The organism is Rickettsiales bacterium, from assembly GCA_035765535.1.
Taxonomy (GTDB): domain Bacteria; phylum Pseudomonadota; class Alphaproteobacteria; order Rickettsiales; family JABCZZ01; genus JABCZZ01.
In genome coordinates, this window is sequence record DASTXE010000006.1 from 700530 (window position 1) to 725463 (window position 24934).

General features: G+C 46.8%; 24 protein-coding genes and 1 tRNA gene. 6 read left to right on the forward strand and 19 right to left on the reverse strand.

Annotated elements, in window-relative coordinates; all coding sequences use genetic code 11:
* Window positions 1-67: 67 nt before the first annotated feature.
* Window positions 68-1582, reverse strand: a complete 1515-nt coding sequence (locus VFT64_12140; protein ID HEU5048580.1) for an ATPase, T2SS/T4P/T4SS family — start codon at window positions 1580-1582, stop codon at window positions 68-70.
* Between the two features lie 94 nt (window positions 1583-1676).
* Here VFT64_12140 and VFT64_12145 point away from each other — a divergent pair, with 94 nt between their 5' ends.
* A complete protein-coding gene (locus tag VFT64_12145; GenBank protein HEU5048581.1) occupies window positions 1677-2963 on the forward strand; it encodes a CCA tRNA nucleotidyltransferase in 1287 nt (428 codons plus the stop codon).
* Between the two features lie 90 nt (window positions 2964-3053).
* A complete protein-coding gene (locus tag VFT64_12150) occupies window positions 3054-3494 on the forward strand; it encodes a flagellar assembly protein FliX (protein ID HEU5048582.1) in 441 nt (146 codons plus the stop codon).
* On the opposite strand, the gene VFT64_12155 is transcribed toward VFT64_12150, so the two are convergent.
* The 5 genes from VFT64_12155 to lepB form a co-directional block, all read right to left on the reverse strand.
* Window positions 3491-4069: a hypothetical protein gene (locus tag VFT64_12155; GenBank protein HEU5048583.1), complete on the reverse strand. Its 579-nt coding sequence runs from the start codon at window positions 4067-4069 to the stop codon at window positions 3491-3493. The genes VFT64_12150 and VFT64_12155 overlap by 4 nt on opposite strands.
* 260 nt (window positions 4070-4329) lie before the next feature.
* Entirely contained in the window at window positions 4330-4818 is a 489-nt protein-coding gene (gene nusB, locus VFT64_12160; GenBank protein HEU5048584.1) for a transcription antitermination factor NusB, read from the reverse strand.
* Window positions 4811-5242 (reverse strand): 6,7-dimethyl-8-ribityllumazine synthase, encoded by a 432-nt coding sequence (locus VFT64_12165; protein ID HEU5048585.1) that lies wholly within the window; start codon window positions 5240-5242, stop codon window positions 4811-4813. Before VFT64_12165 ends, nusB begins: the two co-directional genes overlap by 8 nt.
* The gene (gene rnc / locus VFT64_12170) at window positions 5242-5910 is read right to left on the reverse strand and encodes a ribonuclease III (GenBank protein ID HEU5048586.1); all 669 of its coding nucleotides are present in this window, start codon (window positions 5908-5910) and stop codon (window positions 5242-5244) included. Before rnc ends, VFT64_12165 begins: the two co-directional genes overlap by 1 nt.
* 24 nt (window positions 5911-5934) lie before the next feature.
* Window positions 5935-6765: a signal peptidase I gene (lepB, locus tag VFT64_12175; protein HEU5048587.1), complete on the reverse strand. Its 831-nt coding sequence runs from the start codon at window positions 6763-6765 to the stop codon at window positions 5935-5937.
* Window positions 6766-6881: 116 nt separating this feature from the next.
* On the opposite strand from lepB, the gene VFT64_12180 reads away from it, so the two are divergent.
* Window positions 6882-6975 (forward strand) — tRNA-Ser (locus VFT64_12180).
* Between the two features lie 159 nt (window positions 6976-7134).
* Here the strand turns inward: VFT64_12180 and VFT64_12185 are convergent.
* The 9 genes from VFT64_12185 to VFT64_12225 all read right to left on the reverse strand — a co-directional run bounded on the left by VFT64_12185 (window position 7135) and on the right by VFT64_12225 (window position 14439).
* A complete protein-coding gene (locus VFT64_12185) occupies window positions 7135-8754 on the reverse strand; it encodes a recombinase family protein (GenBank protein HEU5048588.1) in 1620 nt (539 codons plus the stop codon).
* On the reverse strand, window positions 8751-9212 hold the full coding sequence (locus VFT64_12190; GenBank protein ID HEU5048589.1) for a DUF2924 domain-containing protein: 462 nt from the start codon (window positions 9210-9212) through the stop codon (window positions 8751-8753). The genes VFT64_12185 and VFT64_12190 overlap by 4 nt, the downstream gene beginning before the upstream one ends.
* Window positions 9209-9457, reverse strand: a complete 249-nt coding sequence (locus tag VFT64_12195) for a helix-turn-helix transcriptional regulator (protein HEU5048590.1) — start codon at window positions 9455-9457, stop codon at window positions 9209-9211. The genes VFT64_12190 and VFT64_12195 overlap by 4 nt, the downstream gene beginning before the upstream one ends.
* Window positions 9457-9846, reverse strand: coding sequence for a DUF3489 domain-containing protein (locus VFT64_12200; protein ID HEU5048591.1), 390 nt, complete (start codon window positions 9844-9846; stop codon window positions 9457-9459). The genes VFT64_12195 and VFT64_12200 overlap by 1 nt, the downstream gene beginning before the upstream one ends.
* Window positions 9847-10014: 168 nt before the next feature.
* A complete protein-coding gene (terL, locus tag VFT64_12205) occupies window positions 10015-11430 on the reverse strand; it encodes a phage terminase large subunit (protein HEU5048592.1) in 1416 nt (471 codons plus the stop codon).
* Between the two features lie 2 nt (window positions 11431-11432).
* The gene (locus VFT64_12210) at window positions 11433-11804 is read right to left on the reverse strand and encodes a DUF5681 domain-containing protein (protein HEU5048593.1); all 372 of its coding nucleotides are present in this window, start codon (window positions 11802-11804) and stop codon (window positions 11433-11435) included.
* Window positions 11797-13062 carry a DNA methyltransferase gene (locus VFT64_12215; protein HEU5048594.1) on the reverse strand — a complete coding sequence of 422 codons (1266 nt, stop codon included), beginning with the start codon at window positions 13060-13062 and terminating at the stop codon, window positions 11797-11799. The genes VFT64_12210 and VFT64_12215 overlap by 8 nt, the downstream gene beginning before the upstream one ends.
* Window positions 13063-13173: 111 nt before the next feature.
* A complete protein-coding gene (locus VFT64_12220) occupies window positions 13174-13845 on the reverse strand; it encodes a hypothetical protein (GenBank protein ID HEU5048595.1) in 672 nt (223 codons plus the stop codon).
* Between the two features lie 66 nt (window positions 13846-13911).
* Window positions 13912-14439, reverse strand: coding sequence for a hypothetical protein (locus VFT64_12225; GenBank protein ID HEU5048596.1), 528 nt, complete (start codon window positions 14437-14439; stop codon window positions 13912-13914).
* Window positions 14440-14516: 77 nt separating this feature from the next.
* On the opposite strand from VFT64_12225, the gene VFT64_12230 reads away from it, so the two are divergent.
* On the forward strand, window positions 14517-14750 hold the full coding sequence (locus VFT64_12230) for a helix-turn-helix transcriptional regulator (protein ID HEU5048597.1): 234 nt from the start codon (window positions 14517-14519) through the stop codon (window positions 14748-14750).
* Window positions 14751-14833: 83 nt separating this feature from the next.
* Here the strand turns inward: VFT64_12230 and VFT64_12235 are convergent, their stop codons facing one another.
* The 4 genes from VFT64_12235 to VFT64_12250 form a co-directional block, all read right to left on the reverse strand.
* A complete protein-coding gene (locus VFT64_12235) occupies window positions 14834-15577 on the reverse strand; it encodes a SprT family zinc-dependent metalloprotease (protein ID HEU5048598.1) in 744 nt (247 codons plus the stop codon).
* Window positions 15567-17621 (reverse strand): type I restriction enzyme endonuclease domain-containing protein, encoded by a 2055-nt coding sequence (locus VFT64_12240; protein HEU5048599.1) that lies wholly within the window; start codon window positions 17619-17621, stop codon window positions 15567-15569. The genes VFT64_12235 and VFT64_12240 overlap by 11 nt, the downstream gene beginning before the upstream one ends.
* A 269-nt stretch (window positions 17622-17890) precedes the next feature.
* Window positions 17891-22861, reverse strand: a complete 4971-nt coding sequence (locus tag VFT64_12245) for a hypothetical protein (GenBank protein ID HEU5048600.1) — start codon at window positions 22859-22861, stop codon at window positions 17891-17893.
* A 6-nt stretch (window positions 22862-22867) separates the two neighbouring features.
* Window positions 22868-23632 (reverse strand): hypothetical protein, encoded by a 765-nt coding sequence (locus VFT64_12250; protein HEU5048601.1) that lies wholly within the window; start codon window positions 23630-23632, stop codon window positions 22868-22870.
* A gap of 541 nt (window positions 23633-24173) precedes the next feature.
* Here VFT64_12250 and VFT64_12255 point away from each other — a divergent pair.
* Together VFT64_12255 and VFT64_12260 are read left to right on the forward strand one after the other, a co-directional pair.
* Window positions 24174-24560 carry a hypothetical protein gene (locus VFT64_12255; GenBank protein HEU5048602.1) on the forward strand — a complete coding sequence of 129 codons (387 nt, stop codon included), beginning with the start codon at window positions 24174-24176 and terminating at the stop codon, window positions 24558-24560.
* Window positions 24539-24787 carry a hypothetical protein gene (locus tag VFT64_12260; protein ID HEU5048603.1) on the forward strand — a complete coding sequence of 83 codons (249 nt, stop codon included), beginning with the start codon at window positions 24539-24541 and terminating at the stop codon, window positions 24785-24787. Before VFT64_12255 ends, VFT64_12260 begins: the two co-directional genes overlap by 22 nt.
* Window positions 24788-24934 lie beyond the last annotated feature (147 nt).

Consider the following 24934-nt stretch of genomic DNA (forward strand, 5'->3'; position numbering starts at 1 on the left):
AAAAACAAACGCGCTGTATAGACATACAGCGCGTTTTTTATGCTTTTAAATCCGGCCTTGGTAACTTTTAGCCCATAGCCCCGGTGCCGATACCCATGCACTCCACAAGTTCTTTATCGAGGTTGAAATACTGTGCCCTCGGCAGAAAGCGCGGACGGATACCGCTGCAGAAGAATTTACCCGTGAGCTTACCCTCAGCATTCATATTCCCCGGCTGATAACCGAACAAGGTCTGCGTGATAATGGTTTCACCTTCCATGCCGATCACTTCCTCGATATGGGTGACACGCCTTCCGCCGTCGCGCATACGGGCAACCTGAACAATCAGGTTGATCGCGCTCGAAATCTGCTGACGCATTGCGAGGATCGGAATCTGCACACCGGACATGGCCAGCAGGTTTTCCACACGGCCAAGGCAATCGCGCGGATTGTTGGAGTGGATGGTTGCCATCGAACCGTCATGGCCCGTATTCATTGCCGACAATACGTCGATCACTTCATCACCGCGAATTTCGCCGAGGATAATGCGGTCGGGACGCATACGCAGCGCGTTGCGTACAAGTTGGCGCTGGCTGATTTCCCCTGCCCCTTCCGTATTGGCAGGCCTGGTTTCCAGACGCAGCACGTGCGGCTGGTGCAACATGAGTTCCGCCGCGTCTTCAATTGTCACCACGCGTTCACCCGGATCGATATGACCGGAAAGCGCGTTCAGCAACGTCGTTTTACCCGAACCCGTACCGCCGGAGATCATGATATTGAGACGGATATGACCGCAGATTTCGAGGAACCGGCACATTTCCGGCGTCATTGAACCGTAATCGACATATTGCGTCAGCGGCATCTTATTCTTTTTGAACTTACGGATGGAGACCAGCGCCCCGTCCAGTGCAAGCGGCGGGATGATCGCGTTGAAACGCGAGCCGTCCGCCATACGTGCGTCCACCATCGGGCTCGTTTCATCGATACGCCTGCCCACCGCCGAAACGATCTTCTGGATCGTCGTCAGCAAATGCTTCTCGCTCGTGAATACAAGATCCGACAACAGGATCTTACCGGATTTTTCAATATAGATCTGCTTATGCGTATTGATCATGATATCCGAAACATCCGGATCGGATATCAGCAATTCCAGCGGCCCAAGCCCCAGCAACTCGTTCAGCAGGTCTTCCTTGAGCAGCACCCCTTGCGCGGAAGTCAGCGGAATACTGATCTGGCTGATGAGCGTTTCCGCCATTTCACCCACACGCGCCTTGCGGCTTTCCTTCGGAATCTTTTCCAGCGCCTCGAAATTCACCTGCTCGAGCACGTTTTCAATCAGGATTTCCTTCGCACGGATAAAGTCCGCCGTCAGAAGGTTCGAGTCGATAAACGAAATCGTCGGCGTATTCTCATAAACCGTCGCCTTTCTGGGTTCAGGCGCAGGTGCTGCTGGCCTCTCCGAAGCGGAAGGCGCGGCAGGGCGCGCCGAGGGCGTAGGCGCAGGCGCCATAGACGGGCGCTGCGGCATCGCGGCGGCAGGATTCTTGTTAACCGGCTGCGTGGAGGACGCTGTACCGGCACCGGTTGGCTTTTTACCGAACATGTTTAAAACACCCTATCATTGCGCATAAAGCTGTTATACATATGTATTTCTAGGGAGAGTGTAGCTCTTTTAGATTAAAATTTAGTTAAATGGAATGAAATTATCCAATTCGCAATGGCTTTTGTGGGAAGAAACGCAGGCTTTGGCCCGGGCGCTGGGCAGTGAGCGCATGCGTTTTGTCGGCGGAGCCGTGCGCGACTGCCTGCTCGGCATTGACGCGAAGGATGTGGACGTAGCCACCCCCCTCCCCCCGCAGGAAGTGATGGAACTGCTTACCGAAGCCGGCATGAAGGTCTTTCCCACCGGCATCGACCACGGAACGATTACAGTGGTCACCGGCAAACACCATTTTGAAGTCACGACACTCAGGCGCGACGTGACGACCGACGGCAGGCGCGCCATCGTCGCTTATACGGAAGATTGGTGCGAAGACGCTATGCGGCGCGACTTTACCATGAACGCGCTTTACTGCGACATGGAAGGTGAAATCAGCGACTATTTCGGCGGCGTGCAGGATGCAATGGAAGGTCATGTGCGCTTCATCGGCAATGCGGCCGAACGCATCCGTGAAGACGCACTGCGTATTTTACGCTTCTTCCGCTTCTTTGCCTGGTATGGCAAGCTGCCTGCCGACAGCGAAGCACTAACCGCCTGCCAAGAACTTGCAGAAATGATAGACAGGCTTTCCGGCGAACGCATCCGGCAGGAAATGCTGAAACTGCTTGTATCACCCAATAGCGCCAGCGTCATTACCCTGATGCAGGAGCACGGCGTATTGCGTTATGTCCTTCCCGCTCCTGTTTCGGTGCAGGCATTGAGCAGGCTTCCGCAGTTGCTGGAAAAAACACAGCAGCCTCACAACCCCATTCTCGCGCTTGCGCTGCTTCTGCGCAGTGCGGGAGGTGACGTATTGCAACAAGCAGACTGGATCCGCACACGCTGGAAACTCTCCAATGCAGAGCAATATCTGCTCGCGGATCTGTGTCGTTATGAAAGGATAAAACCTGACAAGGATACGCGGAGGAGCGCAGCGACGACCTCTTCAGAGGGGGTAAGCGAAGCGAAGGGGGCGACGAACTCGCCCCCTGGCAATAATATAAAGAAACATATTCGAGCGACAGGTAAGGAGTTATTCATCCTGCAGCAACTTATGACCATGGCAGAAGGTGAAGACGAAGCACAAGGCACGCACACAATCGCACTCGCGGCAAGCTGGCAGCCGCCGGCGTTCCCGCTGACAGGAGACGATTTGATCCGCCGTGGCATCACGCCGGGAAAAAATATGGGCGCGCTGCTGAAAAGGCTTGAAGAATACTGGGAAGAAGAGGAATATAATCCAGACAAGCAGGCTTTGCTGCGCCATGCAGGACTGGCAGAATGATAACTTCCGCTTGGCTATCTGTGGTATTATATAGTAGCATATTAAGCTAGATATAGTATAATCAAGCGTATCAAATTGGAATGAGGCACGATGAAAATCGGCGAATATTCACCCGTAGGCAAAACAGGGGCCACCGGTAAGAAGAAAGGAACCTCTTCTGTCGGCGGAGGCGATTTCCTTGGCCTGCTTTCGACGGGTGAAACAGAGAGCGCTTCCGCATCGCAGCCCACTTCCGATGTCCAATCTGTTTCCATGGATGCTCTGCTCTCGCTACAGGAAATGCCGGACAATGAAGTTGCGCGCCGCCAGGCCATGCAGGAAGGCAGCAACATCATTGAAACGCTCGACAAGCTCAGGCTTGATTTGCTCACCGGCAAGGTCTCCGGCAATCTTTTGAACCGCCTCAATGACCTCACACGGATCAAACACCAGTTCACGAACGACCCGCGCCTTGAATCCATTATTCAGGATATTGAACTGCGTGCTGCTGTGGAGTTGGCCAAGCTCGAACGCGCAGCCAAGGACAACTAGGATTTCTTCTTAGGCTCTTTGGGCAGCGGGATCTTCACAAAAATCACACTCGCAATAATGGGCAGCAACGCGGCAAATCCCGGCTGGAATATCCAGGGTAAAACGGTCTTTCCCGTGAGCGAATAAGCCCAGATCGCAAACGCACTCATATAAACCATAAGATGCCTTTGCTTTTTAAACTCGTCCCCCATGCACCAGCCATACCAATAGCCCGTCCCTATAATCCCAAGCACATAACAGGCCGCTGCGACCAGATTTCTCCATTGTTCCGGAAACAGTGGAATAGTATTGAGCGCCGCACCATACGCTCCCAGTATTTCACCCGGAATCAACCGCGCGATCTTATCGATCGCATCGTAATTATCACCGCCGCTTTTAGATTTCTTTGGTTTGGGAGCCTTGGGAGCAGGAGTCGGCATCTGCGGTGCCATAAAACTCTGCACCATCATACCCTGCACGGGTATTTTGATGTTCTCAGTGAGCTTTTCGCTAAAAATATCGCTCAGCATATCCTCACCCGGCAGCGAAGGCACCTCATCGGAGGAATCGAAATAAATACGTTTCTGAAAAGCCATGACCTGCCTCCGAATAGTTTATGCTATTGCAGGTCGATAATTACAATCTATAATTGCAAAGTCAACGCAACCTCAATATGCCGCATATAATTGCGACAGCTTGTGCTTTTTGCGCCATAGCGATAGTTAAAGATGGCTCAAAAATCGCTAGGCCGCAGCGAGAATGATTATCTTCTGGTAACCGCAGCGGAGCGTACATCAAAGTACGTGAGCAGCGGAAGACCAGAAGATAGTTATTCGTAGCGCGGCATAGTAGATTTTTAAGTCGTCTTTTGCTCTTTAGCCAGCTTATCCAGGATTCCGTTAACGAATCCGACTTCCGGCAGATCGAAGAAACGCCCCGTGAGCGTCACATACTCATTCACGGCAATCACCGGTTTGGATGATAAATGACGGATTTCATAAACCGCGCAGGCAATGATCGCAATCAGCAGCGGGCTCATGCGCTCAAGCTTCCACTTATCATTCAGTGAACTGCGGATGAACTGGCCAATCTCATCGGATTTCTCAATCACGCCGGAAATAATGCGCAGGAAAAGCGGTTTGTCCGGTTCCGCCTCGAAGCTCATCGCACGGTTGGTGGAATCCTTGTCTTCGTGCCACTGCGCCATATAGTCGTCGAACAATTCCTGCGGCGTGATGCGCTCGCGGTTCAGCTCCAACCGGTAGACGCACTGCACGGCTGCAAGACGCGCACTGGATTTCTTGCGCAGGGAAAGCGGCGGCGGTTTGGGTTTATTATCATTCATCGAGATTCATCTGCTTTTTAATGGCGAGCATGCGCAGACAGGCTTCCACAGCATCCTTGCCTTTATTTCCCTGTTTAACATCGGCGCGCACCCAAGCCTGTTCCGGGTTCTCGACCGTCAATATTCCATACCCTATCGGCGCAAGGTAATCCAGCGCCAGCTGGTTCAGCCCGCGCGCGCTTTCGCCGCAGACATAATCGTAATGCGTGGTTTCACCGCGTATCACGCAGCCCAGCGCCACAAACCCATCGTAACGGCCGCTCGCAATCGCCATGTTGATGGCAGAAGGAATCTCGAACGCGCCCGGCACTTCAAACACGTCATGCGTCGCGCCTGCTTTTTTCAAAGCAGCTTCTGCTCCGCGTATCAGCTCGTCCGCCAGGTCTTCGTAAAACCGCGCTACGACCACGAATATATGACTCATCACTTCTCCAATCTCTCCAGCAGCGCTTTGGCTGCAAGTTGTTCGGCCTGGCGTTTCGCCGGAGCCTTGGCCACCGCCCTGCCCCCGCTTTCCACCGACGCCTCGACGGTGAATTGGGGCGCATGGGAAGAGCCGCTGACTTCAATAACCGTATATACGGGTAATTTCAAGCCCCGCCCTTGCGCCCATTCCTGCAGGCTGGTTTTGGCATCCTTAGGTGGCTCACCCATGGATTTCGCTATATCTTTCCAATGGTTGAGAATAAACCCCCTCGCCACTTCGAATCCTCCGTCCAGGTAAAGCGCTCCGATCAGCGCCTCGCAGACATCCTCCAGATTCGAATTATTATCGCGTTTTTCGCCCCCGCGTCCGCCCACCGACATGCGGATATAGTCCGCAATGCCGAGCTTGCGCGCCACGCCTGCGAGCGATTCACTGCGAACAAGCGCGGCATGCCGTTTGGCAAGATTGCCTTCATTTTCCTGCGGATAGAGCGTAAACAGTAATTCCGCCACCACAACCCCGAGCACGGAATCGCCCAGGAATTCCAGCCGCTGGTAATTAAAGGGCTGGTTTCCGCGTACTTCCGCACAGCCCGGATGCGTCAGCGCCTCCAGCAGAAGCTGCTTGTCGGCAAATTCATAGCCTATGATCGTCTCAATGCTCATTCACGCCGCACTACAATTGTACGCCTATAACAGCTTGAACAGGCGATGCGGACAGATAAACCCGCACGACCAGGAAAACAGGATAATATCCGCACGCCCGACAATATTCTCTTCCGGCACATAACTTACCGGAAAACCATAGCGGCTGTCGCGCGAATTGTCGCGGTTATCGCCCATCATGAAATAATGCCCGTCCGGAACCGTATACACATCCGTGTTCTCCATCCTGTCCTGCTCTTTTTTGTTCAGGATATAATAAGTGACTCCGTTGGGCATCGTCTCCTTATACCGGTTAAGCTCAGGGTCTTCCTTCTGCCTGAACTCGGAACCCTCCTCATTCTCTTTGACAATGTCCTTGTCCGTCCAGGTGCCGACAAATTCCTTGGGAAGCGGTTTGTCGTTGATATAGAGAATGCTGTCTTTCATCTGGATACGGTCGCCCGGCAGGCCGATCACACGTTTGATAAACTGGTCTTCCAGCGGCGGATTGCCCGGCGGATGAAACACCACGATATCCCCGCGCTTGGGATGCGAATCGAACAGCCTGCCATGCATCGGCAGCAGCTTCATCACATAAGGCAACGAGAACCGGCTGTATCCGTAGGAAAATTTGGAGACAAACAGATAGTCCCCGATCAGCAGCGTATTCTTCATGGAGCCGGAGGGAATATGGAACGGTTCATAAGCAAACGTGCGGAAAATCAGTGCAAATACAATGGCAAACGCCACTGTGCGGATGGTTTCTTTCCAGTCGTCCGGCTGCGCGTTCCTGGCAACGAATAATTGCTTGAGTTTTGAAGAGGAAGTTTCCATGGTTTCACCGCTTTTGAAGGTCTGCCCGAGTTTATTGCACATTTCCAGCTTAATTCAAGCGTGTTGACAATAATTCCACGGCTGCTAAAAGCATGGGTCTGGTTTTCTGGAATCTGCGCAGCCCGCCCTTGCGGAACTGCCCCGGAATAAACCATTGCGGAGGGGTGGCCGAGTGGCTGAAGGCGGCGGTTTGCTAAACCGTTATAGGGTTGTAAAGCCCTATCGTGAGTTCGAATCTCATCTCCTCCGCCATAAAACTATATATGTCTTAATGTTACGAGAGACGTCCTCGTGTGCGGCACAGTGTGGGCGGTTTGGTTTTCAAAGCCTACCGGAGAAATAATAAATTCCGCAGATTTACTGAGATATCGGTATATTCTCTCCGTTCGCGATTTCAACGGTAGGGCTTTGTTAGTGCAGTCCTAGGATATTACGCTGCGCTTCCCAAGCAACCGGAAGCTTGATTGTCTTAACCAGCGCATCGGCGCTAAGATCAGTAGGCTGCTTACCTGCAATAATGATTTCCACAATATCAGGAGCTAAAAATGCCAGCGGTAATATATTCCCGATATAGCCTTCGCTAACATTTTTTTCCTTTGCAATTGCTGCAATGGATGTTGCCTCACCAGAAATCAGTTGATTGAACCAGCTATATGCCTGAGCAATTGTCTTAATTAGGATAGGATCGTGATTAGTGGCAAATTGCTCTGCACCAATGACCAACCTCATCTCGTGACCGCGACGCTTCATCTGCATGGGAACACTACGAATAATAGTGACAAGTCTTTGTGCCGTGGCGGGTAGCAGTATCGTAACGCTAATCTCGCTCTGGTGTAGCTCAGCTCTCTGCAGCAATGTGTTATGATTATTGCTTTCTAATTTGCCAATGGCTTCCAATACTGACGAAACCTGAGAACCTTCAATACCTGCGCCAATCAAGGCATTGGCAATGGCAGCTTTATCGGCAAGTATGCTCTTTATCACACGCATCACTGCCTGTTCAATCTCCTGTGCTGGCAAGCGCCACCCTACTTTATTGTTATTCGACATACCTGTCGTAAGATGCTTCGAGACATAATACCGGTAGCGCTTCCCTTTCTTATTAGCATGGCTGGGCGTTAATAGTTCACCAGATTCATCGAATAGCTTTCCAATGAGCAAGGAGGCTTCTGTCTTTCTATTAGATCCTGATTTAACCGCATTATTATTCAGCACATTTTGCACCTGATCCCAGAGCGCTAAATCGATAATGGCTTCATGCTGTCCGGGATAGGTTACGCCTTTATGCCGCACCTGTCCTATATAGAGCGGATTCGACAACATGTTATAAAGAGTACCGCGCGACAGAATGCTTTTGCCATACTTCCTACCCTTTTCTCTGGGTTTGGAGCGGATGCCTTTTTCTGCGATCTCTTCCTGCAGTATCCGTACACATCCTAATTCCAGATAACGGGTAAATATATACCGAATCGTTTCCGCTTCTTGTGGGTTGATCACCAGCTTTTTATGAACCACATCATACCCAAGCGGAGCGAGTCCTCCCATCCACATCCCCTTCTTTTTCGAAGCCGCGATCTTATCCCGAATGCGCTCGCCGGTGACTTCACGCTCAAACTGGGCAAAGGACAATAAGACGTTAAGTGTTAAACGCCCCATGGAAGATGTCGTATTAAACTGCTGGGTCACCGATACAAAGGAAACATTGCGCTTGTCGAAGGTTTCGATAATTTTCGCAAAATCCGCCAGCGAGCGGGTCAGGCGGTCGACCTTATAAACAACGACAATATCGATTTTACCCTCCGATATGTCCTGCAGAAGCTGCTGAAGTGCGGGACGCTCCATGTTCCCTCCGGAAAAGCCACCATCATCGTAATGGGTTTTGATAACTTGCCAGCCTTCATGCTTCTGGCTTTTAATATAGGCTTCACAAGCTTCCCGCTGCGCATGCAGGGAGTTGAAGTCCTGTTCCAACCCTTCTTCAGAGGACTTACGGGTATAGATAGCACAATTTTTAACCGCAAGCTTGCTCATACGCCCCTGCCCTTTAACCCAAAGAACAATGGTCCCGACCACTTGACTCCGGTGATAATCCGAGCCACTTCAGACAAGGAACGGTAACGCTTACCATTGAACAATACACCATCTGCAATCACCTCCACCTCATAGGTCTTGCCATGCCACTCCCGGATCAGGCGCGTGCCGGGTTTAATTAGCGCGGGTGGAAGAATAGCTGGTTTCACCTTATCAGCCTTCAAAGCCTCCAAGCTTTTAGCAAGAAACTTCTTCGTTGCAGGTTTCAGTCCTCCATAAACTCTTTCCTGCATCTTGTAGGCGATCGCCTTTACCATAAGTTGACGGCTGATATTTTTAGGAGGGACATTGCTATACAATGCTCTCCAACGCTCAATAAGCTCTGACCGTTCCAGATGCGGAAGCCCTGCCAGTTCTACAGCAAGGCTCCCTTTATCATACAGCACCCGACGCTTCATAAACTGCCCATGTCACCATCATCCAGCAGCGTCTTAACATGAACGTCCAGTATGCAAGCAATGCGGCACATACTTTCAAGGTCAATCTTATGCTTGCCAAGTTCATACTGTTTCAACCGCCGCTTGGAAACATTACTGAGACAGGCCAGCTCGGGTTGTGGCATCGACTTCTCCGTACGCAACCGGGTGATGTTCCGACCGATAGTCCGGCGCAAGTCACGCAGCATATGGGTACTATACTGCATTACGCCCTCTCACCTGTGATGCGGTAGACCCGGCCGCGTTTTTCATCCTTCTCAGAAGTGATGGTAAGACCAAGCTTTTTCTTTAATGCACCGGACATCGCCCCCTGCACACTGTGCTTCTGCCAGCCAGTGGCTTCAGCAAGCTCGGCGACCGTAGCTCCCTTCGGAGCTTTCAGCATATCGATGATGATGGTTTGCTTGGACCCTGGGCGGCTGACGTTGTCCTGCGTTGGCTTTGCAGGTCCAGTTGCCCTGGTTTTTGTCTTAACTACTGCTTTAGCTGGTACAATCTCACTTACTTCAGCTTTCTTTTGCGCAGTCGCCACCGTAGATTCTACGGACTTTATCTTGGTCGCTACTGTGGCTTTGGGTTTAGTGTTCTGTTTCATGATTCCTCCATGGTTTATGCACCGGATCATTCCGATGCTTGTACCACCCAAAGCCCGGCATTACGGCCAGGCCAGCATTCCGGGCCAGGAGGTCGGCCCGTAATGACAGCAATGCTTCCTTTACGGAGGAAGTCCAGTAGAATTAATTATACTCCAGGTACTTACATATTAATCGAGCACATCAAAAATAGAAACTCCATCTCCCCATAACCAATCGATCAACTGCGAGAGGGCATCTACCTGATCGTCATTGCGCCCATAAGGAAACGCTACTATCTCCTGTCGAAAATCGTCCAGCCATGAAGCATATTCAGGAATATGAACTTGGCCACCTTCAATGTAAGCAGACTGTGTTACCGCCCGATCTTTCTTATCTCCTTTGGGTTCATATGCAATAGCTCCAATACCGTCTCTATAGAGCTGCTGAATCAAAGCAGTGCCAGATCCCTTATCTTCAATCAGAAGAGTATGCACGTTGAATTCCCCCATCAACTCTAGGATCTTTCGTCTCAGTTGTGGGAAATCGAGTTTATCACGGAATACGTCTAGAATATAAAGTCGTCGATCTATCTCACGTGCAATAATGAAAGCAGAATAATCACTGCCATCATGCGCTTTCATTGCAGTATCGCAACTCATAATAATCCGGTCACGTCCCGATTGCCTGACCGGTAACTCATCATAGGTTCTAAACCACTCCCACTTGATAATGTTTCCGCTGTCAGGGACCGGCTCTTGCTGGTATTGTGCAGAGAAGTTATAGCTCCCCATATTGGCCTTAATGCCTGCAAGCGTCGCGGCAGATTCTAAGGTGGGATTTAAGACCACTCCAGCGGCACGTTTCAGCTTTTCACCATTGGATAGGCAATGCACTTCGTCATTGATGGCAATCGCGGGCAGGTTCAGTACCGTCCATTCTTCATTTTGTTGTACAAAACCCACTAGATCGTCCAAATGGATGCGCTGCATCACGATAATGATACAGCCAGTTTCTTTGTTATCCAAACGGCTGAAAAGCGTATTATTGTACCACTGATTCACATTGTTACGCCTAGTATCAGACAATGCATCCTGTGGCTTTAATGGATCGTCGATAATGATGAAGGAACCTCCTCTCCCCGTGAGCGTTCCTCCCACCGAAGTAGAAATACGGCAACCGCCGCAAGTGGTCTCAAATTCTCCTTCACTGCGCTTATGCGGATTGAGGCGGGTAAAAGGAAACACCCTTTTATATCTGGAGGATTCAATCATAGATCGGCAGTCGCGTGCATGCTTGCCCGCCAATTCATCCGAATAACTCACACATATGATGCGTCGCCTGGGATCCCTGCCAAGCAACCAAGCTGGAAAAGCGACAGAAGCACAGACGGATTTGAGACTACGGGGAGGCAGATTAATAATCAGCCGCTTGATTTCACCGCGTTCACAACGCTCAAGTGCATCGGCTATCAACAGGATATGCCAGTTTCGCACATAGGCTTGGCTGGCTGCCACTGTATAATAGGTCTTCTCAATAAACGATGCGAGACTATTACGAAGGATCGCATTATACATTTCTTCCAAAGTTGGAGGAGCTTTCACCATGACTAATCCCCCTTCTGGAACGGATTATAATAACGCAGAATGTCACGATCTTCTTGTAACAGGGCATTGATGTCGGCATGCCCGGTTCCCTGCGGATTATCATGTTCACGGGTTTCATTAAGCAAAATAGGAACGGTTTTGGGATCACCTGAAACTGCCTTATTCACCAATTGCTTGGCAATAGCTTCACGCTTGGAGATGGTCCTGCGCTTACCATTCTCTGTAATGGGAATACGTATTTCCAACTCCGCATGGATAGCAGTGGCAAAGTTCTTTGCACCTTTTCTTCGTCCTTTCGGATTACCAGACTGTCCAGGTTTGAATTGATTCTTAGCGGGAGGCTTTTTGTAACCTACTTCATATTCATCAGACATTGGCACCTCCACTGATCAGAGATGGCTTAATTCCAGTCATTTTCCCGAAGCGGTACAGGATTACATCACAATAATGGGTTTCATACTCGATGACATAAGCCTTGCGTTTGCTCCTTTCAGCAGCAAGAAGGGTTGAACCACTGCCTGCAAAACAGTCCAGAACAATACCTCCTTGTTTGGAACTGTCGATGATGGCGTCGGCTATCATCTGTACGGGTTTCACCGTCGGGTGCAGCTTCAGATCATCCCGATGGTTGTTATTGGCATGCACACCGGGATAATCCCAGACATTGGTCCGGTAACGGCCATGTTTGCCGAGTTCGATATTATTGATGTGGGATGCCTTGCCATGCTTGAAGACAAAGACCAGTTCATGCTGGGAACGGTAGAAACTTCCCATGCCTCCCAACTGTTTGTTCCAGACACAGATATTCTTGAGTTCGTCATAAATCTTGCCAGCGGTCATCATCTCCAGCATATGCCTCCAGTCCATGCATACATAATGGATCGAACCATCCTTGGAATGACGCATTAGGAGATCAAAGGATTTGGATAGGAAACCAGTGAATTCTTCTGGGGTCATTTCTCCAGAAGCTTGCGCAAATTCTTTATGCCGGATCTTTCCAGTACCACATACATGGCCATCAACCGGAACATTATAAGGAGGATCGGTGAAGACGACATCCGCCAGCTTCCCCTCCATTAGTATATCAAAACTCTTTGATTTCAGGCTATCCCCACAATAAAGCCGATGATTTCCCAACTGCCATAGATCTCCGGAACGGACCTGCTTGGGAACTGCATCCTCATCGGCAATGCTATCAACAGGATCGGCTTTCGAGGCTGAAGATGCCTCATTGAACAGAAGATCAAGTTCTGGGGTTTCAAACCCTGTAACCGTTAGATCGATATTAACATCCAGCTCCAGAAGCGCTGCGAGTTCTAACTTAAGACTATCTCTGTTCCACCCTGCTTTCTCAGCCAATCTGTTATCAGCAAGTATATAAGATTTCTTCTGTACCTCCGTCATATGCTCGTGCCTTATGACAGGCACTTCCTGCATTCCGAGCTGCTTGGCCGCCAGTAGCCGTCCATGGCCCGCCATGACCGTGTTGGCCTCATCTATCAGTATGGGAACGGTAAAACCAAATTCTCTGATGCTTCTGGCGATTTGAGCGATCTGTTTATCACTGTGTGTACGCGCATTCTGTGCGTATGGGATCAGCAAGCTAGTGGAAACGCTTTCTATTGTTAACATAATACCTCCTTAGAATGGTGCTTGTACCCCTATTCTAAAGAGCGGTCAGAAAACGGAAATTAGGCAAAATAATTTTGACTATATACAGTAAGGCAAATGCAATAATGAGTGTTAATCAGTCGGGAAAGTAAAATTTCCTGTTTTGGAAATGCCAGGAAATATACCGCTCAGGTGATCATACATTGCTTTATAGTTGAGGGGTTTATTATATATGTACTGTTGGCGTATGATGGCGATTATCTCCCCCTGGCATACTAGTTTAAGTCGTTCAAAAGCTACTCTCGCCTTTGGATAGCTATCATATTCCAGAGGAAAAGGCCGGACTTTTGCTTTTTCGATGAAGGACTCAACAACTGCTAAGTTACGAAAGAAAAATCCAACCGTATCTCTGGCCTCTTCCTTCATTACTCCTCTGTGAGCCTCTTTGAGACCGGTTTCACCAACATTCTTCCACTGCATTAGCGCTTTTATTGCCTGGTTTAAAGGACAGCCAAACAGAACCAAAAATTGCAGAGTGATACCCATTATACGCCTATCTTTTCGTACCTCTAAAGAAGTATTAAACCCCTTATCTTTATTGATAACTTCGATTAGAATTTCAGGATCGAAAGGTAATGGGATATTGGCGGGTTTGCAGAACCGTTCATTAAATATTTTTAGTTCCATCACACATATAGCGATTACTTCTTCAGCATTATCACCCTTGGTTTTCCAACGCCTTAAGGCATTCTGCAAGATATCCTTGTCCGTCTGATAAAGTTTGGGAGCATTTTCCTGCTGCATATCAAATATCCGAAAAATTAATCAATTTGATACCAATAAATATTTCTCCGATTAAAAGTGTCAAGTTTACTCAGGTGGATGGATATTAACTGAAACCACCTCGTTTTTGTTTAAATCATATTGACACTCAACTCCTACATGTTGCATAGCGCCGAAAGCATTCTGAAATTTTGCGTCTGGTTCATAAACGAACACGACACCTGTCTCTACATAATCAGTACCATCACGAAGTCTTCCAAAGGATTCAAACTGTGGAAATTCCGGCGTACCGTATTGGGCCCCTTTGATTGCCGCCTGCTTACAAATATACTGCACATGAAACCAATTATGATAATTATTTGCCATCTGCAGATTGTCAGCACATTTTTTCCAGTCTTCTACACATGCTTGCTCCTGAGGTGTTCTTTCTTTTGTCTCCGGCTTTAATGTCCAAAAAATAATCCCCAAAAAGACTACTCCGAGCACTGTATTAAACGTTCTACTATTGCTAAGTCCTTTGGCAATTCCCGAACGTAAAATCCATATAAGAAAGCCTATAAGGCCGAGAAATACTAGAACGGCTATAATGCCGCGTAATATCATACCAGATTCCATAAATATCCTATTTTGGGATAATCCTGAGTTGGGATTAACTCTGTTTGCGCACCAAATCAACCGGAAAGTGCGCAACTGTGAAGAAATCTATATATTCAGATAGATATAGAGCCTTATGCGGCGCATTAATCGCAGCCCGAAAAGCTGCCGGTATAACGCAGCAACAACTGGCAGATAGGCTGAAAAAACCTCAATCCTTTGTTGCGAAATACGAAAACGGAGAACGCCGTTTAGATGTAGCTGAATTTATGACTATTGCTGAGGAACTTGGTGTAGATCCGGCTAAAATTCTAGCAAAAAATAAAAGATGAGGACAGCCGGAATACCACAGACAGGCTTCTGCAAATAGCGAAGGACCTAAAATAAAATCTTCAGAAACCATCAAGAGATGCAATTATAATATTCTTCTTTCTGCGGTTATCTCAAGTTTGTATTTTCGCTCCTCCCAATCAGGCATTACCGAAGATAATAGTTTATAAAATTTAGAATTATGGTTATGTTCTTTTAGATGACATAATTCATGCATAATTACATAGTCAATGCATTCTTTAGAACACGCAACCAACTCAGGATTTAGTGTAATTTTAGCATCTTTAGAGCATGTTCCCCAACGGGTTCTCATACTTCTTAAATAAAGCCTGTTTTCATATTGAATATTAATTTTAGAGACCAATCTCTGACAGACAGCAAACCGTTCCATAAAGATATCTGCGGCTCTGGCTCTATACCATATATCAAGCAACTCTTTCACTCGCTGCTGTTCAATACGAGTGGCATAAACAACCAGTTTGCCTCTTTCTATGTGTACTTTATTAATTATGCCCTTCTCAACCCTAAGTTTATATTGCCTACCTAAATATCGGAATGTTTCGCCAGAAATATATTTTCTAACAGGTAAAGCAGGAGGCAATCCCGCAAAAAACTTCTGCTGTTTTCTGATCCACCTCGCCCGTTTGAGCACTCTACTCTTAATCAGAGCCAATGCGACATCTTGGGGAGCGTCAATGACAACAGACATATCGGGATAAACATGGATTGCTAGAGTATGACGATCGGTAAAATTCAACCTGAAAGGAATGCTAGTATTACCATAAAGCACCTCATGGTAACCTTCCTTTCTAAATATATTAGCTGCCATAACCTTCACGCCTTTTTGCAACACTTAGGAGAAGTTGCATCACATGATCTAATTCCTCGGTACTGAAACCAAGATCATATCTTCCTTTCATACTGAACAAGAAATCTTCAATGTCGTTGAGCATAGCATTCTGTACGTCGATCTTGTGCGCCCAATCCCTAATTTTATGACTATCGATGAGTTCTTCAGCTCGGATAGCAATATCCGCAGCAATATCTTCTTTCCCTTTAATCGAACTGTTTATAGGAAGATATTCTAGCACAACGCCATAATAAGCTTTCGCATCATCATGCCCGGCTAGCGCAGTGGGTAAATCCGAACCTCCTTGTTGTCGCATTTCTTCAAGCACTTTCTTCATGCGCTTTAAGTAATTAGCATCTGACAAACGCTGTGCTCTGTGTTCTGCAATAGCTTCTTCAATGACTTCAGAGAGACGCTTATAGAGCGTAGGGTCTTCGTCCATCTTCTCGGTAATAGTCTTTTTCATGCGCGATGCAATCGCATCTGCCTTTGCTGCTTCACCTTCTATTTTATCAAGCTCAAGCTCAAAGTTCTCTACATCAAATACATTGACTGGTTCGATAAGCTGCCTCACCTGAGAAGCGCCAATATATTTATTCACCATGTTACGGATTTGCGCTTCATAGGATGAATAATCCACACTTTCACCATAACGCTGCTTCACCGCAGCACGAAGGTCCAAAAACCGTTTGAGATCATCAGTATATTTTTTCTTTTTCTCCTCTGGTGTTTCATCCTGAAATTTGGAGTTACTGAGCGCAAGCTGTAGCGTTTTGGAAAACTCTTTTAGGCGTTCATAAAACTCCTCACGCACATCAACCGGCTCAAGATGGCGCTGTAATGCCTCAATGTCGCTCTTGTTCTCAACCCCGTTGAATACCTGCCAAATATCTGTGTGGCGTTGGGGAAGCTGTTTAATTTCCTCGCTGACATCGGCAAGTGTTCCTTCAATATCCTCGAAGTCAAAGCCTTCGTTTTCCAATGCACGATAGGTGTCTATGGCTTCATTCAGTTCGCCAAAGATACCTCGATAATCGACAATAAGGCCGTATTCTTTCCCATCCAACAAACGGTTTACACGAGCAATCGCCTGAAGAATATTGTGTTCTTTTAGGTGCTTATCAATGTAGAGAACGCTGTTGCATGGCGCATCAAAGCCCGTCAACAGCTTATCTACAACGATAATAATTTCCGGCCAGTCGGAATGTTTGAAAGAGTTTACAATCGAATCCACATAGGTTTTCTCATTCCCGTACTTAGCCATCATGGCTTTCCAGAATTGCTGCACTTCGGGGATTTGTAATTCATCGGTAGAAGTATGATCCTCACGGGTATCCGGTGGAGACATGATAACCGCTATTTCGATTCCAAATTCTTCCAGCAGCCGCTTATACCCAAGCGCCATTTCCTTACTGGATACAGCTAGCTGTCCCTTTCTGCCCGTCTCTCTAAAATTGGCCTTAAAATGCTCGGAAATATCGTAAGCAATTTCTGCGATGCGAGCGCTGGACTTGCTTAACTCTTCCTCGCGCCGGAATTTCTTCTTCAAATCGAGCTTTTGTTCAGGCGTTAAGTCGGCGGTGATGCGCTCAAACCAGCGGTCTAACTGCTCCTTTTCCCCATGCAATTCTGCCATGCGTCCTTCGTAAATAAGAGGCGCAACCGCGCCGTCTTTTACCGCTTGGTTCATAGTATATTTATGGATAAAGCCGCCAAACTTCTCGGCTGTACTTTTATCCTTCTTAAGCAGCGGCGTACCCGTAAAGCCTATGTAACAGGCGTTCGGGAAGACATTTTGCATTTTCGCGTGGGCGATGCCGTATTGCGAACGATGGCTTTCATCCACCAGCACAAAGATATTGCTGCTTTCGTCGCGGATGCGCTGTTTCTTGGTAGCCGTTTCAAACTTGTCGATAATCGTGGTGATAATGTTGGCTTTGTTATGGGAGACCAAATCAACCAGATGTTCGCCGCTTTGCGCCTGCACCACATGCTTGCCGCAGGATTTGAACGTCCCATAAATCTGATCATCAACTTATCAGAATAAATAATTTGACGAGGCACAGGATCAACATACCGCATCCTGAAGTCTAACCATCTTAAGAGTGGACAGCTTAAACTAGAAACCTCTCCCTTGTATCTTAAGGAATAAGCATTTATTAATCGCAGCGCGAGTTTATCTAGGCTAAGCTGCAGATCTCGATTAACTTTCTTATTATTCAGAACAAAAGAAGCCATCTCATTAAAAAGCCGGGAAAGTCTAGATACTTTCCCGGCTAAACCTTCATCTTATCAATGCCAGCTTGCTGCAAGTGTGCTTTGCAGCGTGGAATCCGTCGGCATGCTAGTGGCGGTGGTGGGATTGAAGCCCGTATGGTTGGCACTATAGGTAGCCATTGCCTGCACAAGCTGCTGCAACTGGCTGTCGATCACATTACCAGCAGCAGTGTGGATGCTGCTCAGCTTGGAATAGCTGTTGCTATACCAGTTATTGATCGTCATGTGATCGGTCGTGCCTAGGATATCTACTTGCAAGTTATTACCGACATGCTCAAACCAGATCTGGTTCTTACTGATATTGGCGCCCATATCGAGCTCACCACTCGGCCCCGTATTGGTAGAAAGACCATTGATCAAAGCGTCATGTCCTGCACCACGTGCAAACTGGTAATGATTGCCATTGCCATGGATCGTCAGGTTTGCACCGGTAATCGTGGCCGAAGCACCCGTGGCCAGTGTCACAATATCACCGTTATGAGCATGCAGGGTATTGTTGGTACCGGAGAGAGAAATCGAAGCACTGCCATAGGCATTGATAACGTTATTGTTACCGGCAACGGTGACGGTATTATCCGCACTGGTATCGATCTCGTTGCCATTGCCTATAACTGACACTACTGCGCTGCCATAGGTGCTGACGTTGGTATTCGCGCAATGAACCGTCACAGCCGAATTACCCTCGATGTCCACCCAGCCGTCCGACAGGGTAACTGTATCGGCATCGGCAGGATTGGTACTATCGCTGCTTAAATACAGATAGCTGCCCGCTCCGAAGGTGATGGTATTGCGGTCACCATACGCATAGACATTATCATTGATGCCGGTGACCACCGTATTATCAGAGCCGTACAGGTTGATAGCCGCATTATCCGCTACATTCACCGTACCATGAGACAGGTTGATCGTATCGTAATCCGAAGCATCGGCTCCCTGGCCATTGCTCTGGATATTGACCGTGCTGCCATTACCTGCCGTCAGCGTATCTCCTAAGCCATCAAGCAGGAGCGTCGCTGAAGTCCCGGCAGTAATCGTGTCGTAATCCCCAATGACTGCAGCCGTTGCGGAGTTTGCAATGCTGATCGTAGCGGAAGACGTATCGTAGATGGTGCTGGAGGAGGAGATATTGATCCCGTAATCGTAATTCTGGAAATTATCGATAGCGAGGGAATCCGAACCTTTAGTCACCGTTAGTGTTGTGCCGGAGAGCGTATAGGTCAGACCGTTGGGTAAAGCTGTTCCCAGCGTGATGTTACCTCTTGTATCCACGCCATCGAAGGTAATCGCAGAAGTCAGGATATCCACGCCATAATCTACATATCCTGTGACGCTGTTGCCGTTGCCGGAGATGTTGATAAGGTTACGGGTACCCGCCAGCACAGCATTGTCATTGCCTGTTATGGTGAAGGTATCATTCGTATTACCGAACGAATTGATCGTATTGCTGTTGCCGGTGACCGTTACGGTGTTATCGGCATAGACATCCACTTCGTTGCTGTTGCCTGAGACACTGAGAACAGCACTGCCATAGGTGCTAACGTTCGTGTCCGAACCGGTGAAGTTGACTGCTGAATTATCGGCGACATCTACCCAGCCGTTGGACAGACTGACCGTATCTGCATCACCGGAATTCAAGCTGGCCGTGCTCACATACAGATAGCTGCTGGTGCCCATGCTTATGGTATTAGCGGTGCCGTAAGCATAGAGATTTCCGTAATTATTCGCTGTCACGACATCATCAGAACCGCTCAGAGTTACGCCTGCATTCGCAGACATTGTCATAGTGCCACTCGATAAATTGAGTACATTATCCGTACCGCTAACCGACACGGTATTTTGGGTGCCATTGACAGATAAGGTATCGTTGCCAACAAGCGCTGCTGTATCAGCAATACCAGTAAGTGTTGCACTAGTATTGGATGCAAGCGTCACCGCTATATAGGATGCGTTCACTTTTGCGCCAATACCGGACACTGCGGCACTGTTTGGACCAGAATTGTTATTATAGTAAATAATTTCTGAAGTTACAGTACCAGTCAGATTCGCACCGCTATAGTTAGTAACCTCTTCGCTTTCACCGCTGGGAAGATTGCTGAACAGTTGCAATTGCGAAGTGCCATCATTCCAATTAATGATATTCTTGATATCCGTACTGCCATTATATTGATTATCAACCGTCATAATACCGTCTTCGCCTGTGATAACGGCTTGTCCGCCAGAAGCAACCTGGATTGCTACGGGATCTGCATAAGTGATAACTTCGGTGGTATTGGAAAATGATAATGTAGCGTCAGCAAGTTTCGCCCCGCTTTCTGTAGTACCAACAGTCGCAGATGCACTAGAAGCAACAGTGACTGTACTGTTTTCTCCTACCGTAATCACATTGCCTGTACCACTGGCAGATACAGTTGCGCTAGCATCGGCAGTTAATATATTATTATTACCTGTGACAACGGCACTATCATCGCTACCGGCATTAATACTGTTATTAGAACCCGTAAGATGAAAAGCTGTACCATCAGCAGCATTAACAGTTCCTCCTGATACATTGATGGTATTAGCGCTACCACTACCAGATGTATTAACCGTATCACCGTTTGCAGCACTCACTGTATTAGATGAACCATTGAGTGTTACATTACTATTGATATCCGCTGTGATTGTATTGTTATTCCCATAAACGAATATGCTATCTCCACTACTTCCAGTAATAATATTTCCATCACCGGAAATAATAGCATTCTGATCACTTGCGATAGTTTTATTTCCATCACTATGATCTGTAATCTGATTATGTGCGGCCGAGGAGTTGATGGTAGGAGTGGCCACAAAACCTGTGCTGTGTACAACGTCTGTTCCAGTTACAAGGCCATTATTACTAATACCTCCTACAAAATATTCGTACGGATTATTGGGCGCTGTAATCGGTGTAAAAGAACCCGTGTTACTATCGTAAACAAAACCAATAAAGGCTTCTACTCCATCTTCAATAAAGCCGGATATCTGCCCGCTGTTATTTATACCCGTTAAATTTATACTGATCATGGGACTGGAAGGATTGAGGTTAGGTCGATTGGGATCTAACTCAAGAGGAAAATCTATTGTAGTAAATACGCCATTGGAATCTAGAAAGCCATGCTGATTGCCTAAACTATCGTAATAAGTCCCAACAACTTGGTTGGAATTATTAATCGCCGTAGCTGTGGTGGATCCTATACCATCAGGCACATCAATGGTAGTGAATGTACCGGATACATCTACAAACCCATGAGAACCGTTGTCATCGTTATAAGTTCCAACAATTGTTCCAGCATTATTAATACCTGAAGCTTTTGTATATAAAGCATTGGGGGCATTAATAATGGTATAGACTCCCCCAGAATACAAGAAGCCATGTTCACTATCTATGGTATCGCCAGTAAAAAAGTCACCGACAATCTGTCCGGCATTATTAATGCCATTAGCATCCGTCGATAATGCGCCAGATACACTGATATCTGTAAAAGTGCCGTTATTGTTTAAAAAGCCTGTATTGTAATAGCTGCTATCCGTGCCATAGGTGCCTACGGTCTGCCCGGAATCATTAATGCCGTTTGAAGAAACGATATAGGCATTGGCTTTATTAAAAGAACTATAACTATAGGGTGAGTTAATTATAACCCCATAATCGCCATTCTGGAATCCGTTAATAGTAATAGAATCCTGGTCCTTAGTAATCGTCAAATTACCATTAGAAAGATTGAAGGTGCGGCCATATTGGTCAGTATCCCATGAATTGTAAGTGCCGGTAAGAGACTGTCCTTCGAAGATAATAGTATCAGAGGTAAGGTCTGCCGTTGTACTGGCGGCTTGGATAACATCATTTATTACGTTCGGAGTATCTTCCGTATAACTATTATCGCCGTAATCCAGAAGTGCATCAGCTGCAGACAATAAAGTGACTTTATCGTTGGCACCCATTAAAATAGTATTTCCAGTCCCAATAATGGTCGCAGCGTTGATATCTGAAACCGTTCCATCTTCAAAAGTAATAGTAGCATTATCTTGAATAATCTCAGGACTGAAACTTGAACTTGCTGCGCCGGTTCCATTGCTGATATCTATGCCATTAGTCGTAAATGCTGCCGTTGTGCTTGCATCAGTCGCCCCAGCTGAAAAATAACTTTCAGTCATAGAACTTGTTCCACTGCTAGGAATGAATCCTCCAATAGTTCTGGTAGAGCCGTCTTTGAGATACACAGTAGCGGATGGAATGTTCCACCCTCCTGTGGTGACGCTATAACTGATATTATTAGGTTGTTTCTTCCAATCTACCTGCGCAGAAGAAATAGCATACTTCTTGAGTATCCAAACATCGCTGTAATAATCTATATATCTGAGATTAGGCGCGAAAGAAATCTTATGAGTCTTATACTCATTCGTAGCCAAAGTAACTTGGTCATTATACAGATTGGGATCTGTAGAAGGGATATTCTTGAGATGCTGTTCTAACGTAGCATCAAACATTATGTTGTCTTGTGGATCTAACTGAATAGCAACATCATATTCTTCTACGACAGCAACCCCTTCAAAACGTGCTCCTATACTGGCTGCCTGATCTGGAGAGGATGCAGTGGTAACATCGCCTGTCCCGCCAGTGTCTACCGCATGGCCAAGCTCATGCCCCAATATAGTTACAAGAGAGGCTAAAGACGGAGCGAACATATTATGCGTGGCTATTGCATCCATCGCAAACAATTTCGGATCAATAACAATGGTCGCATTGTAGGTAGTATTTCCTGCTGAATCTGTCTTCGTACCAACATTGGTATAAGTACCGCCACCTGCAACACCAAGCGTAATGGTACCATTAGAGCCATACTTATTAATAAATTTCTGAATCTCATCTGCAATAATCTGTGACCCCTGCATAGCTTGCAGAAACAGACTCCATTGAGGAGAATTAACAAATGTATCAGAAAACGGTTGTGTATTAATAATTGCCATATGCTGTTACTCCTCAATACCGATGGATAGGCTGTGCATCTTCTTATTCTTATCAAACGATATTAAGACATTCGCAGACACGTTCCCCTTCCCCTTAAGTAGGTACGTTATACGGTTACTTGGCGCTGGAGATTCATGATGAGCAGAGGTACCCGGCATAGAAGGCGTATAGTACTTCCAGTCCGGGCCAAATACTGCTTCTACATCAGCAATGCTTAGTCCGAAGGCATCTGTTTCCCTGATGCCAAAGCTAACTTTGACTTTCTTTGCATTCTGATAAGTCGAACGAGACTTTATGATTTGAATATTAGGGGTAAGCACACCTGCTACGTGCAGAGCTGGCTGATCGATGGAAACTGGAAATCTTCCGGCCCTTACAACTAAGGTGCCATTCTCAAATGGATACTCTTTCAAGAATTCCCTAACGGCAAATATTTTCCAGAGCAATTCATCATTGGTATATATATCATCCTTAAGGAATAAATTAAGTGCGAGGGCACTTTTAATATTCTTCAAAAGCTCAACAGGCGTTGTAGGGGGAGATATTATAGGGCAATTCTTTTCCGGTATCTTCTTTCCACACACTGAGGAAAGACTAAGATTAGGAGAGGATTTGGAGGATAATACATAATCCGTAGAAAATTCAGGAGGAGTCGAATACGTCGTTTGCGTCCCCGTTTGGGGCAAGCCGCTAGTATTCTTTTGGCTGCATGCAGATAGCAAAATTACCGTTACCAGGAATGAATTTCTAAGAAAATTAGAATGCGCCATTGTAACCCCTCATGTTATTGCCACTCTGATTGGAGTAATTTACAATCTATTTATAGAAACAGTTTCTCAACCTGTCTCGAAAAATAACAATCAACCAGAAGGAAATAAATCTTGACTTCAATTTCGCGCTACAAGACTGTAGAATTTCTGCTTATAGGGAATCATCCGCAGGATTACACTGCTCCAGCTAAACGCAAGCACTCATTAATGTAATTTGTCTACAGTAATCTGAAATCCGAGGCACGTATTCATTGCTTCTTCAGGAAACTTCTTTTTTCTCTATACACTCCTTAAATAAGAGCGTACGGTGACTGTATCAGTATGGTGTATGACACTTCAGGCCGCAATATACGGCTTATCGCTAATCTTAAATTAATTAACCATACCCTTCATCCATGATATTCGTTGGCGTAATACGAATGGCCAACAAGGAGTCATTATGCTTGGTCCTTCGACGATTTTACGCCAACAGATCGATAATCTATCTTTGCACATGCGCAATATGGTGGCAAAAACGGTGATATCCCATTGCAGAATATGATTGGGTTTAACAACAAAATTGGTTGAGAATGTATATAGGACCGATGATTTGCCGACACGGTTCTATGAGCAACTGCATAACGTTGAACAATTAATGAATGCATCTATAAAACCATTCTTGCAGAACCGTTCTCTCAGCAAGGTTGGTAGCCGTCAGGCATTGGAAACGCTGGAGCGATGGTCGGAACTGTATCGCCATGGCCTTAAAGCGACTGAAAATATTTCCGAATGTGGTGAGGAGTGGCTGGCGGAAGCCCATCGAAGGCTTGATCTCACCGTAGATGCACTGCGGCAGTTGGATATAGAAAATGAAGCGGTTGCTACAAAGCGTCGTGAGACGACCTTTCTCAACAGGGGAATAATACCATGCCTTATGTTTTTATTGTAAAAGACTCTTCTGCCAACAGAGTTGAATATCTGCGCGCTGAAAACATTCAGCGAGCATTTAGTGTCGGACAAGAGATTATAAAACAAGGCAATGAGATAATAGATATCAGCGTCACAAGCTCAGACGATAGCCCGCTCACCATTGGTGAAATAGAGCAATCCTTAATCCGCGAAGAACACTGGGAAAAAGAATATAAAAAGCAGGGAAAATCCGGCCACGCTGACTAGACGCTCCCATAACGCTCATACGACTTATACTGTTTTCTTGTACATTCAAATCATTAAAAAGACATATTATATGCCCATTCTTCCAGCAGAGATCATCGAGGGTACCACTTATATTACTGAGGAGAATTCCTTGGGACACTCTCAAAT

Coding starts and splice junctions, on each gene's coding strand:
- VFT64_12140 (HEU5048580.1), bottom strand. CDS start 1,582: ATGTTCGGTAAAAAGCCAACCGGTGCCGGTACAGCGTCCTCCACGCAG.
- VFT64_12145 (HEU5048581.1), top strand. CDS start 1,677: ATGAAATTATCCAATTCGCAATGGCTTTTGTGGGAAGAAACGCAGGCT.
- VFT64_12150 (HEU5048582.1), top strand. CDS start 3,054: ATGAAAATCGGCGAATATTCACCCGTAGGCAAAACAGGGGCCACCGGT.
- VFT64_12155 (HEU5048583.1), bottom strand. CDS start 4,069: ATGGCTTTTCAGAAACGTATTTATTTCGATTCCTCCGATGAGGTGCCT.
- nusB (HEU5048584.1), bottom strand. CDS start 4,818: ATGAATGATAATAAACCCAAACCGCCGCCGCTTTCCCTGCGCAAGAAA.
- VFT64_12165 (HEU5048585.1), bottom strand. CDS start 5,242: ATGAGTCATATATTCGTGGTCGTAGCGCGGTTTTACGAAGACCTGGCG.
- rnc (HEU5048586.1), bottom strand. CDS start 5,910: ATGAGCATTGAGACGATCATAGGCTATGAATTTGCCGACAAGCAGCTT.
- lepB (HEU5048587.1), bottom strand. CDS start 6,765: ATGTGCAATAAACTCGGGCAGACCTTCAAAAGCGGTGAAACCATGGAA.
- VFT64_12185 (HEU5048588.1), bottom strand. CDS start 8,754: ATGAGCAAGCTTGCGGTTAAAAATTGTGCTATCTATACCCGTAAGTCC.
- VFT64_12190 (HEU5048589.1), bottom strand. CDS start 9,212: ATGAAGCGTCGGGTGCTGTATGATAAAGGGAGCCTTGCTGTAGAACTG.
- VFT64_12195 (HEU5048590.1), bottom strand. CDS start 9,457: ATGCAGTATAGTACCCATATGCTGCGTGACTTGCGCCGGACTATCGGT.
- VFT64_12200 (HEU5048591.1), bottom strand. CDS start 9,846: ATGAAACAGAACACTAAACCCAAAGCCACAGTAGCGACCAAGATAAAG.
- terL (HEU5048592.1), bottom strand. CDS start 11,430: ATGGTGAAAGCTCCTCCAACTTTGGAAGAAATGTATAATGCGATCCTT.
- VFT64_12210 (HEU5048593.1), bottom strand. CDS start 11,804: ATGTCTGATGAATATGAAGTAGGTTACAAAAAGCCTCCCGCTAAGAAT.
- VFT64_12215 (HEU5048594.1), bottom strand. CDS start 13,062: ATGTTAACAATAGAAAGCGTTTCCACTAGCTTGCTGATCCCATACGCA.
- VFT64_12220 (HEU5048595.1), bottom strand. CDS start 13,845: ATGCAGCAGGAAAATGCTCCCAAACTTTATCAGACGGACAAGGATATC.
- VFT64_12225 (HEU5048596.1), bottom strand. CDS start 14,439: ATGGAATCTGGTATGATATTACGCGGCATTATAGCCGTTCTAGTATTT.
- VFT64_12235 (HEU5048598.1), bottom strand. CDS start 15,577: ATGGCAGCTAATATATTTAGAAAGGAAGGTTACCATGAGGTGCTTTAT.
- VFT64_12245 (HEU5048600.1), bottom strand. CDS start 22,861: ATGGCAATTATTAATACACAACCGTTTTCTGATACATTTGTTAATTCT.
- VFT64_12250 (HEU5048601.1), bottom strand. CDS start 23,632: ATGGCGCATTCTAATTTTCTTAGAAATTCATTCCTGGTAACGGTAATT.
- VFT64_12260 (HEU5048603.1), top strand. CDS start 24,539: ATGCCTTATGTTTTTATTGTAAAAGACTCTTCTGCCAACAGAGTTGAA.